This window comes from Actinoallomurus acaciae (assembly GCF_042429965.1).
GTDB classification, from domain to species: Bacteria; Actinomycetota; Actinomycetes; order Streptosporangiales; family Streptosporangiaceae; genus Actinoallomurus; species Actinoallomurus acaciae.
This window is the reverse complement of the sequence record NZ_JBHLZP010000007.1, coordinates 57,014-67,207: the sequence shown is the minus strand read 5'-3', so window position 1 is coordinate 67,207 and position 10,194 is coordinate 57,014. Positions and strand designations below refer to the sequence as shown.

At 69.1% G+C, this 10,194-nt stretch carries 10 protein-coding genes and 1 pseudogene; 2 read left to right on the top strand and 9 right to left on the bottom strand.

Annotated elements, in window-relative coordinates; translation table 11 throughout:
- Window positions 1-419: 419 nt before the first annotated feature.
- The 4 genes from ACFFNX_RS02720 to ACFFNX_RS02705 all read right to left on the bottom strand — a co-directional run bounded on the left by ACFFNX_RS02720 (window position 420) and on the right by ACFFNX_RS02705 (window position 3,848).
- Complete coding sequence (locus tag ACFFNX_RS02720) at window positions 420-860, bottom strand: hypothetical protein (protein WP_378194456.1); 441 nt, start codon at window positions 858-860, stop codon at window positions 420-422.
- 184 nt (window positions 861-1,044) lie between these two features.
- Entirely contained in the window at window positions 1,045-1,239 is a 195-nt protein-coding gene (locus ACFFNX_RS02715) for a hypothetical protein (RefSeq protein WP_378194454.1), read from the bottom strand.
- Between the two features lie 206 nt (window positions 1,240-1,445).
- Window positions 1,446-2,348 (bottom strand): manganese catalase, encoded by a 903-nt coding sequence (locus tag ACFFNX_RS02710; protein WP_378194451.1) that lies wholly within the window; start codon window positions 2,346-2,348, stop codon window positions 1,446-1,448.
- Between the two features lie 396 nt (window positions 2,349-2,744).
- Window positions 2,745-3,848 carry an FUSC family protein gene (locus ACFFNX_RS02705; RefSeq protein WP_378194448.1) on the bottom strand — a complete coding sequence of 368 codons (1,104 nt, stop codon included), beginning with the start codon at window positions 3,846-3,848 and terminating at the stop codon, window positions 2,745-2,747.
- A gap of 140 nt (window positions 3,849-3,988) precedes the next feature.
- Between ACFFNX_RS02705 and ACFFNX_RS02700 the strand changes: the two genes are divergently transcribed.
- Both ACFFNX_RS02700 and ACFFNX_RS02695 read left to right on the top strand, forming a co-directional pair.
- Complete coding sequence (locus ACFFNX_RS02700; protein ID WP_378194445.1) at window positions 3,989-5,515, top strand: FAD-dependent oxidoreductase; 1,527 nt, start codon at window positions 3,989-3,991, stop codon at window positions 5,513-5,515.
- Between the two features lie 147 nt (window positions 5,516-5,662).
- Window positions 5,663-5,887 (top strand): hypothetical protein, encoded by a 225-nt coding sequence (locus tag ACFFNX_RS02695; protein ID WP_378194442.1) that lies wholly within the window; start codon window positions 5,663-5,665, stop codon window positions 5,885-5,887.
- Window positions 5,888-5,894: 7 nt separating this feature from the next.
- On the opposite strand, the gene ACFFNX_RS02690 is transcribed toward ACFFNX_RS02695, so the two are convergent.
- The 5 genes and pseudogenes from ACFFNX_RS02690 to ACFFNX_RS02670 form a co-directional block, all read right to left on the bottom strand.
- Window positions 5,895-6,884 (bottom strand): SMP-30/gluconolactonase/LRE family protein, encoded by a 990-nt coding sequence (locus ACFFNX_RS02690; RefSeq protein WP_446678500.1) that lies wholly within the window; start codon window positions 6,882-6,884, stop codon window positions 5,895-5,897.
- A 57-nt stretch (window positions 6,885-6,941) separates the two neighbouring features.
- Complete coding sequence (locus ACFFNX_RS02685) at window positions 6,942-7,769, bottom strand: Rieske (2Fe-2S) protein (protein WP_378194439.1); 828 nt, start codon at window positions 7,767-7,769, stop codon at window positions 6,942-6,944.
- 164 nt (window positions 7,770-7,933) lie between these two features.
- On the bottom strand, window positions 7,934-8,635 hold the full coding sequence (locus tag ACFFNX_RS02680; protein WP_378194486.1) for an efflux MFS transporter permease: 702 nt from the start codon (window positions 8,633-8,635) through the stop codon (window positions 7,934-7,936).
- Window positions 8,636-8,711: 76 nt separating this feature from the next.
- Window positions 8,712-8,960 (bottom strand): annotated as a pseudogene (locus tag ACFFNX_RS02675) (MFS transporter); the annotation flags it as partial.
- A gap of 50 nt (window positions 8,961-9,010) precedes the next feature.
- Entirely contained in the window at window positions 9,011-10,144 is a 1,134-nt protein-coding gene (locus ACFFNX_RS02670) for a glutathione-independent formaldehyde dehydrogenase (RefSeq protein ID WP_378194437.1), read from the bottom strand.
- Between the last annotated feature and the right edge of the window lie 50 nt (window positions 10,145-10,194).

The window sequence follows — 10,194 nt, the reverse complement described above, 5'->3', positions numbered from 1 at the left end:
ATTCGCTCGTGCAGCCGTCTCATCTCGGTGGTGATGGCGTCGTGCAGCCACACCGAGTGGTGCACCGCGGCGACGTGCCGGACCTTGTCCAGGTCCGGGCGTGCCAGGTAATGCCGCATCACCGTCCGTACCGTCGCGGCGAACCGCTGCCCGGCCCGCTGCGGAAAACTGTGGCGGGCTCAGCGACCACGCGTCCAGGCCGGGATCGGTAAGGCGATCGATGCGCTGGACGACGCCGGCCGCACCGACGGGCGCGCCGTTGAAGGTCGGGGGGTCGATACCCTCGTAGTAGCCGGACCGTCAAGGGTTGTAGGCGCCCTTGTCTCCGGGTCTCTTCCTCCGCCCGGCACGGGAAGACCGACTGCGCGGGGGATGCTCGCTGGACGCGGGCACCTCCTCGGCCAGCCGTTCAGGCTGGTTTACCACGTGGTCTCCTCCGGCGGTGTCGCCGCGTGCTTCACATAACCGAGCGCTTCCAGTTCCCGTTCGGCTTCCAGCAGCGTCGGCCCGCCGCTGTCCTTGAGGTAGATCCAGCTCCAGTTGAAGGCACAGGTACATGCCTCGGGCGGCTCCCGATGACCGGTGGCCAGGTCAGCCCTGTGGTAGCGGTCCGCGCACTTGAACGGCGTGCCCGCATGGCACGGGAACTCCTCGCAGTCGATCACGACGACGTCACTGCCATCGTGTCCCTCAGACATGTGGGGTGGCACGGTTCCTTCCCCTGCTTCGACCTGCCACAGGTGGAAGATCCACGCCGCGTATTTCGCCGCGTCGATGTCGTCGGCTTCAAGCGCATAGGTGTAGGGCTTTTCGCCGTCGTGGCGTTCCCCGCCAGAAATGTTGATCGTGTACGTCTTCATAACACCCCCAAAGACGTGGCCATTTCAATCGCTGATAAACCTTGCGCAATTCCTCAGCGCCGTTCACAGATTTCGTGCGCGGTCCGCTGATGGATCCGGGCCTGCCCTGCGGATCAGAAAGGGGGTTGGCTGGATGGTGATCGTGCCGCTCGACAGCGGCGGAAGGCGACACGGAGGCATCAGGTCACAGGTACTCAGGGTCGCCCTCGTCGATGCGGTCGAAGATCTCGCGTCCCCGCTCCACGGTGTGGCTGCCGAAGACGTAGCCGACCTCCTCCTCGCCGCGCCCGCCGACCCACTTCTCTACGTAGGATCGCGTTCCCGCATCGTTGGTGATCAGCTGGTACGTGGCGTCGGCGTGGTCCACGATGCGTTCCACTCCCTCGTCGGGACGCTGGTGAGCGCGTTGGTCCGAGCGGTGTCGGGGTCACGGGCGATGGAGGCTGCGACGCCCACTAGCAGCGGCGCCAGCACGATCAGGGTCATCGCGCCCGCACACCCGTCGCGACAGCCGTCTGTTTCCTGCCCGGCCCGGGCGTGGCGAAAGATCGATGACCTTGTCCCGAACGAGCCGCATCCCTGATCTCAGGTGAGCTTATTCTTGATCTTGCCCAGGGGGCCGGTCTCGGTGCCGAGGACGGGACCCTTGGGTTCGCCCATGCTGCCATCGTAGGTGGCGTAGAGCTTGGGGTCGGGAGGGGGCGCGGAGGCGAGGTCGCCCAGCGCTTCGGGATCCATCAGGTAGGCGAACTCGTGTTCGCCGTCGGGTTGGGGGCCCGAGGCCCAGTCGCCCTCGGAGGCGGCGGCGCCGTCGGACAGGTGCCAGATCGTCTGGGCGTGTTCGGCGTACTCCTCGTCGAACAGGGCGTTGGGCGCGACGGTGGTGGGTTCCAGACCGTCGGTCTGGAGCTCCTCGATCGCCTTGAGCCACAGGTTCTGGTGGAGGGTGTCGCGGGCGAGGTTGAACTTCAGCATGTTCTTCACGCCCGGATCGTCGGTCATGTTGTACAGCCGTGCCGTCTGCAGCCGGCCCTGGGCCTCGGCGGCGACGTTGGCGCGGAAGTCGGCGAGCAGGTTGCCGCTGGCGATGATGTAGCGCCCGTTCCAGGGGTAGCCGTTGCTGTCGGCGGGCAGGGCGCCGCCGCCGGAGACGATGGCCTGCTGGGGATCCATCCCGCCGATGACGGCGCCGACGACCGGGTCGGCGGCCGCGGCCTTGGTGGTGGCGGTGGCCGGGGCGCCTTCGAGCAGGCGGGCGACCATGATCGCGAGCATCTCCACGTGACCGATCTCCTCGGTCGCCACATCCATGATCAAGTCCTTGTACTTGCCGGGCATCCGGCAGTTCCAGCCCTGGAACAGATACTGCATGGTGACGGTCATCTCGCCATACGCTCCGCCGATCAGCTCCTGGAGCTTGTGCGCGAACACGGGATCGGGCTTTTCGGGTTTGGCGTCGAACTGCAGGTGATCGGTGTGCCGGAACATGAACCACTCCTCGCGATCAGACCGGCCGACCGAGCCGCAGATGCGGGCACGGACGGTAAATATGCGGACGAGCAGGACGCTAGACGGCGCTCGTCTCCGGTCCGTCACCACGGCGTCATCACGGCCGGGTCGGACACGCGTACAGGAGGGTGAGGGCGGATGCGGGGCCGGCGCTCCGGAGGCGACGCGATCGAGAGAGGAGGGCTCGTCATGCGAGGCGCTGGCCAAGGTAGTGGTGGATGAGCTTCGCCTGAACATTCCATCGGAGTGAAGAACCGACGAGGCCGGTCGGGATCGCTGGCCAGGCCGCTCGGGCGAAGCCGTCGCAAGGGGACCTAGCCCGTCGGCCCTACCCGACCGCGCCGTGAACGGGGAACGGTGGACGCGCATGGGCAGCTATACAGACGCCGGGAAGCGTTCGCCGTCGTCGATGGCGTCGCAGACTCGTGTCAGTATCCGGTTGAGTTCGATCACAAGGTGGCTCTGGGTGTACCAGGGGGCGCGGGACCTTTCGGGGCGGGTGCTGACCTCCTGGCGAAGATCGAGCAGAGCCTGCTGGGTCTCGTCCATGCCGGGCCGGGACCTGGGCGCCGGGTGGAGGCGTTGTCCGATGACGAGGGATGCCTTCCGCAGCAGTTCGCCGTATTCGGCGCGGAAGCCCTCATCGAGCCAGGAGGGTGTGTCCGGTTCGTCGGCGGCCTTCGCCGAAGCATCGTCAAGACTGTGCGCGATGCTCTGGACGCTTCCGCGGATGTCCGCGAAGCAGTCCCACAGCCGTTCGTGCAGTCGTGGCCGGTGGAGTTCGGTCGTGCCGCGCGGATTCAACCGGAGGCTCTCGTGTGCGTGCGACATGCTGCCCAATGTGTCGCGCAACGCCTTGTCCAGAGCCTGGCTGCGTTCGTACCAGTGAGGGTTCTCGACCGGCCAGCCCTCAGCGAGCCCATCGGCCATGTCGGTGAGCAGCGCGGCGATGTCGTCGGCCGTACGGTCCAGCGCGTCGGTCGCGGATCTGAGGTGCAGCGGCGCGAGGAGGAACGCGTTGACCGCGATCCCGATCGGCACGCCGACCGCGACGTCTACCAGCCGGCTGAGGACGAAAGGCTCCGGGTGTGCCCCGCCCAGCAGTAGGACGAACGTCGCGGTGAACGGCACCTCGATGCCCTGCGCACCGAACCCTCGCCAGCCGCCGAGCAACGCCCCAGCGAGCAAGGTGATGGTCAGGGAGAGCAGCCCGGGCCCGAGGAACTCCGCGCTCGCCACGGCCACCACAACGCCCAGCGCGAAGCAGACCGCGAAGCTCACTCCTTCGCGCACGGACCGCACCACGGTCGCCTGAACCGACACCAACGCCGAGATCGGCGCGAAGTACGGGTCCCGGTGACCGGCCAGGTACCGCGCGACGATCCAGGCGCACACCGCAGCGATCGTCGCCTTCACCGCCGTGGTCACCTGATCATTGCGGCTCCACCGGCGCCGCAGCCCGATCGCCCATCGCCTCATCGGCTTCGCCTACCCGCTCCGCGGCGGATGACTCAACCAAGACGGCACCCGCCGCCGCGCGGCCAGGAACATGGCCGCCGGCGAAGGGGACAACGCACGCCGACCGGTAGAGGCCGTTCTTTTAGGGCAGACAGTGGTGTATGACGCTCCCCGGAACAGCGGCCTCCTACTGGATCGAGTCGAGTACCGCGACCTCCTATCCCCCGTTGACCGAGGACATCGACATCGATGTCGCGGTCGTCGGGGGCGGCATCGCCGGCATCTCCACCGCGTTCGAGCTGATACGGGCGGGCCGTTCGGTGCGGGTACTCGAAGCCGGACAGATCGCCGCAGCGGTCACCGGTCACACGACCGGGCGCCTGTCGGCGGCTCACCCGTGGATCTACCGGCCGCTCCGCGAGCGCCAGGGCGCGGAGGCCGCACGCCTGTACGCGTGTTCCCAGCAGAACGCCGTCGACCACGTCGCGGCGACGGCCTCGGCGCTCGGCATCGACTGTGAGATCGAACGCCGCCCCTCCCACGTCTTCACCGACGACGAAGACCAGGCCGATGCTCTGCGAGCCGAGGCCGAGGCGGTCAAGGACGCCGGGCTGGACGCGTCGTTCGTCACCGAGACCGACCTGCCGTTCACGGTGGCCGGGGCGCTGCGGGTCGAGGGCCAGATCCAGTTCCACCCCCGCCGCTACCTCGTCGGGCTCGCCGAAGCGATCGTCAGGGACGGCGGACTGGTGCACGAGAACACCCGCGTCAACGACATCGAGGAGGGCGAGCCGTGCACGCTGCGCACCGAGCACGGCGCCATCGTACGGGCCCAGGACGTGGTGGTCGCCACGCTCGCACCGGTGTTCGAGCAGCTCAGGCTGTCGACACGGCTCAGCGCCGTACGGGAGCTCGTGGTCGCCGCGCCGATCTCCGCCGACCGGGACCCGGGCGGGATGTACATCACCCGCGAGCTCAACACCCGATCCGTCCGCACCGCCCCGCTACCGGACGGGCGGCGGCTGCTGCTCATCACCGGTGAGGCCTTCGCACCCGGCTCCGGCCAGGTCGCCGAACGCTACGAGCGGCTCATCGACTGGGCGCGCGAGCACTTCGGCGCCACCGAGATCACCCACCGATGGTCCGCCCAGGACACCGAGACCACCGACACCCTCCCCTGGATCGGCCATGCCCCCGGCACCGACCACATTTACCTCGCGACCGGATACGCACGCTCGGGCATGAGCCACGGCGTGATGACGGGACGGCTGCTAGCTGATCTACTGACCGGCCGGACTCCGGCCTGGGCCGACCTGTACGACCCGGGACGCGTCCACCCGATCCACGAGGCGTCTGGGACAGCGAAGAACCTCGCCGCCGTCGCCGGGCATTACGCCGGTGACCGGGTCGACGCGGCGACCGGTTCCATCGAGGACGTGCCCAGGGGCGGGGGCCGGGTCGTGACCATCGGCGGGCGGCCGTGCGCGGTCCACCGAGGCGAGCACGGAAACCTGACCGTGCTCTCGGCCGCCTGCCCGCACCGGGGCTGCCTGGTCGCCTTCAACGACACCGAACGCACCTGGGAGTGCCCCTGCCACGGCTCTCGCTTCGCCGCTGACGGCACCCTGCTGGACGGCCCCGCCAACCGGCCACTGGGGCCCATCACCATGGACGACCAGGCCAAGTGACGATCGGCCACGGGCCGCGGGAGGCACCATGTCTGGTTCCCGCGTCACGAGGGTCATGCGAAGCAGCGCCGGCGGTCGAGCCGGTACAGCGACGAGTGAGGAGAACGCCGTGACGACCGCGCGAGAGATCATGACCCGTGGAGCCGAGTGCGTACGCGACTACGAGTCCGTGCTGAATGCCGACCGACCGCGACATCGTGCGGTCACCATCGACACGACGAGATCCTGCGCCTGACGACCGACCACGAGCTTCGCCGCCTCCCGGCGATCAACGGCCGCACCTTCATCGCCGTCGTCGCCCAGGCCGACGTCGCTCGCGCACTACCCGATCCCCAGGTCGGCGACCTGCTCCAGGCCCTGTCCACGGACTGAGCTCTGGTCACCGGACGGTCTGAGGCCGGTTCGGCGGAGCCTCGAGTACCGCGATCGCGGAGGAGACGAGACTGCCGACGTAAAGGTGCCCTCCGTAGGACGCGACCCCGGTGGCCATCCGGAAACCGTCGATCCGGCCGCATAGATCGTGGCTGATCCGCCCGTCGCCGTCGACGCCGACGAGCCGCACCGTACGGCGGGGGCCGGGCAGCAGCCGGTCCGGCAGCGCCCAGATCGCCTTGCGGACGATGGGCGGGCACCGCAGCGCCAGGTCCAGGAGCCGATCGCGTGGGTTGGCCAGCGCGGCCCAGAGGGTCCCGTCCGGCCCCATGGCGAGGTTGTCCGGGCTGCCGGGCAGGTTCGGCACCCACATCTCCCGCTGTCCGGCGCGGTGGCCGGACAAGAAGAGCCGGGTGAGCCGGTACGCGCCGGTCTCCGCGACGACGGCGGCATCCGCGATCCGTACCACCCCGTTAGCGAACTGCAGGTCATCCAGCAGCACGTCCACTTGCCCGTCCGGGCTCAGGCGCAGAAGCCGTCCGGTGCCGGAGTGCTCCAGGATGTCGCCCTGCCAGTGTGCCAGGCCGAACCGGCGGCTCGACTGCGTGAAGTAGATCGTGCCGTCGGGGTCGGCGACGGCGTTGCTCGCGAACGGCACGGCGTGCAGCGTCCGAAGACCGCCGGTACGCAGGTCCAGGTGCAGCAGCCCCTGCTCCGCGTCACATACCAGCAGTTCGTCATCGCCCATCAGGTGCATACCGAGCGGGCGGCCACCGGTGTCGGCTACCACGCTGTTCCGCCCGCTGTCCGGATCGACGCGTAGGATCCGCCCGTCCGCCACACCGGTCAGCAGATCCCCCTGCCTGTCGACGACGACGTCCTCCGGGCCGTTCGCGGGTAGCCGGATCAGCCGCGATGGCGAGAACCGATCGCGCGGGCCGCTTCGCGGAGGCCGGGGCGCACGCCAGACAACCGGTTGTATCCGTGGTCTGCTCATGGGTGGGTCACCGTCCCGGACACCATGCCCGGCCCAGGCGGGCCCGCTGTCCTGGGGTCAGCCCGCGCCGGGAAGGCGTACGTGGAGACGGCCGTCGACGACAGTGGTCTCGAACGCCGGTTGGGGAGCGGCTGCCGGCCCCCGTATGACGACGCCGTCCCGGAGCCGGAAGCCGCTTCCATGCCACGGGCATGTGACACAGTCGTCCTCGATCGCCCCGTCGGACAGCGGTCCAGACAGGTGACTGCACCGGTCGGCCAGCACCCACACGCTCTCCTCCTCACGTACGACCAGCAGCGGGACCTCGCCCAGCAGCCGGCGCACCGGGCGTCCCTCCGGGAGTTCGTCGATCGCGACCAGCTCATGCCAGTCGGGCTCGACCAGGTGCGGTACCGACTCGGCGTGGTTCGCGCCACCGGGCTGCCGAAAAGAGATGTGGCCGCCGAGCAGCCCGCCGATCCCCACCGCGGCCAGACCGGCGTAACGTAGTGTGCGGCTCAGGCTCCTCGCATGTGCGGCCAGCGACGCACTGTAGAGGCCGACCGCGCTCAGGTTGGCCAGCGCGTGCACCAGGCCGACCCGCATCTGCTGTTCATGCTGTTCGGACCAATCGGCCGTACCGGCCAGCACTGCGGGCGCCGAGGCGATCAGTCCGAACCCCACCAGCCGCCGGGCGCCACGCCCGTCGCCGGGCCACAGGTCGAGAATGCCCGCCGACGCCCACGACCCGATCACCGCCTGCACCAGCATCGGATGGACCGGATGCCCCAGCCACACCCCATGCAGAACGTCACGGACCCGCCCTGGCCGCAATCGTCGCGCCGCCTTCTGCACCGGCTTGACCGCCCGGTCCAGCCTGGCCGCGTCCTCGAGTCTGCTCACCATCTTCACAGTCGTCCGCCTTTCCGTCAGTTCAACGCACCGAAGCCTTGGTGATCCGCTGGAGGCGTACGGCCGAACCCCGGTCAGGGGTCGGCCTCATCCAGACGCTTGCCCGTCGAGGGCGTCGTGAACCCGTCCGGGCGGCTCAACAGGCTTCTGACCTGGGACTAAGGCTGATTTGGGGCCGGGGACCGCGAGTGCCGTTCCGGCACCGATGAACGCGAGAGCACAGAGCGACGCCAATCGCGGCGAGCAGTGCCGCCACGACCTACCCGCCCATCCCACCGCCGACGAGGCTGTTTCGCCCCGCGCCGGCGCGTGAGCCGACCGCTGACGGGCCCCATCAGGACCAGACCGGCGGCCGCCGGAAGCAGGAAGAGCCCCGCCTCGGCCGCGTCGGCGCCGAATCCGTACGCCGCGTGCTTCACCCCATCCGGTCCTTCGACCAGATGCGGCACAACGAAGTATGTGGAGAACGCTACGAAACCCGCAACGGCCGTCGCGGTGTTCGCCGGCAGGAGCGGTCGCCGTGTCAATAGCGCCGGATTCAACAACGGCTCGTCCACCCGCGGCTCGCGCCAGACCCAGACGGCCAGCTCGGTGATCCCGATGATCGCCGAGCCGAGCATGGCAGGCGATGACCATCCCGAAGAAGGCACGATGGTCATCGCAACGAGTACGCCGACCAGTCCCACCGACGGCAGAAGGGCTCCGGGCAGGTCGGTCCTCGCCCGCGTGCGTACCTTCGACTCCGGGACGAGCATCCGCACGACCGCCAGCCCGCCCGAGACCATCAATACGCCGAGCCAGAAGATCCAGCGCCAGCCGACGGCGTCGGCTGGCGCCCCGGACGGACCCGGCGGCGGCACCGACGCCGAAGGCACCGGTGAGCCCGGCGATTCCGGCGAGAGGGGAGCACCACGCCGCCGGTTCCCTGCAGATGAGCGCCTGGATCGAGGGCGTGAGCGCCGCGCCCACCGCACCGATCAGGTAAACGGCCAACGCGATGATGAGCAGGCGTCGGTGCCCGTACCGGTCCCCGAGCTTGCCGAACAGCGGGGACGCGGTCGAGGCGGCGATCAGATAGCCGGAGACGAGCCAGGCCGAGAGGGTCTCGGATGTCTTCAACGCCTGCTCGATCGTCGGCGCGGCCGGCAGGACCGCGGTCTGCCGGAATCCGAAGGCCGCGTCCACGATCGCCGGCCCGCCCAGAATCCGCAGGGACGGTCCGGAGGCCGAGCCGGTCACGGCTTCAGGACGACCTTGGTCCAGCCGTCGTCGCGGGCGTCGAAGTGCGCGTACGCCTGGGGCGCGTCGGTCAGCGGCAGCTCGTGGCTGACGAGGAACGACGGCGTCGCCCGGCCGGCGGCGATCAGGTCCCGCAGCTGACGGTTGTAGGCCTTGACGTTGGCCTGGCCGCTCCCCATCCGCAGGCCCTTCTGGAAGAAGGCGCCGAGGTCGAAGGCGACCCGGCCCTGTTGCGCCATCGTGTCCGGGCCACCCGGGTCCTGGGGCACGAACACGCCGACGACCCCGATCGCCCCGGTCGCCCGCACGGCCTTGACCAGGTCGTTCATCGTCATGTTCGGGTGTTCGTCACCGGTGGGGTCATGAGCCTGCCAGCCGACGCACTCACACCCCTTGTCGGCGCCTTCGCCACCGGTCAGGTCCAGGACCTGCTCCACGGCAGAGCCCTGGGAGTCGTCGATCGGGATGGCTCCGATCTTTTCGCCCAGGGCCAGCCGGTCGGGCCGCCGGTCAACGAGTATCACCTTGCTCGCCCCGCGCAGAGTCGCCGAGTAGGCCGCCATGAGCCCGACCGGACCCGCGCCGTAGACCACCACCGACTCGCCCGGCTGGACGTCGGCGAGCACCGTGGCGTGATAGCCGGTCGGCCAGATATCGGACAGCATCACATAGTCGTTCTCCTTCTCGGCGACGTCCGGCGGCAGCCGCAGACAGTTGAAGTCGCCATAGGGGACCCGTAGGTACTCGGCCTGTCCCCCGTTGTACGGGCCCATCGACGCATAGCCATAGGCCGCTCCGGCGAATCCGGGATTCATGCTCAGGCAGAACCCGGTGAACCCACGCTCGCAGTTCTTGCAGAACCCACAGCCGATGTTGAACGGCAGGCACACCCGATCGCCCACCTTCACTCGGTCGACCGCCGCTCCGACCTCGACAACCTCGCCGAGGTTCTCGTGCCCGAGGACCTTGCCCCGCTCCACGTCGGTGCGGCCCTCGTACATGTGCAGGTCCGATCCGCAGATGTTCGTGCTCGTGACCTTGACCAGCACGTCGGTCGGCCGTTCGATCCGGGGATCGGGAACCTCCTCCACGTTCACCTGCCGCGGGCCGTGGTAGACGAGAGCCTTCACGTCATCCTCCTTCGATCGGCTAGGGCCCGCGCTACCCGACGGCGGTACGC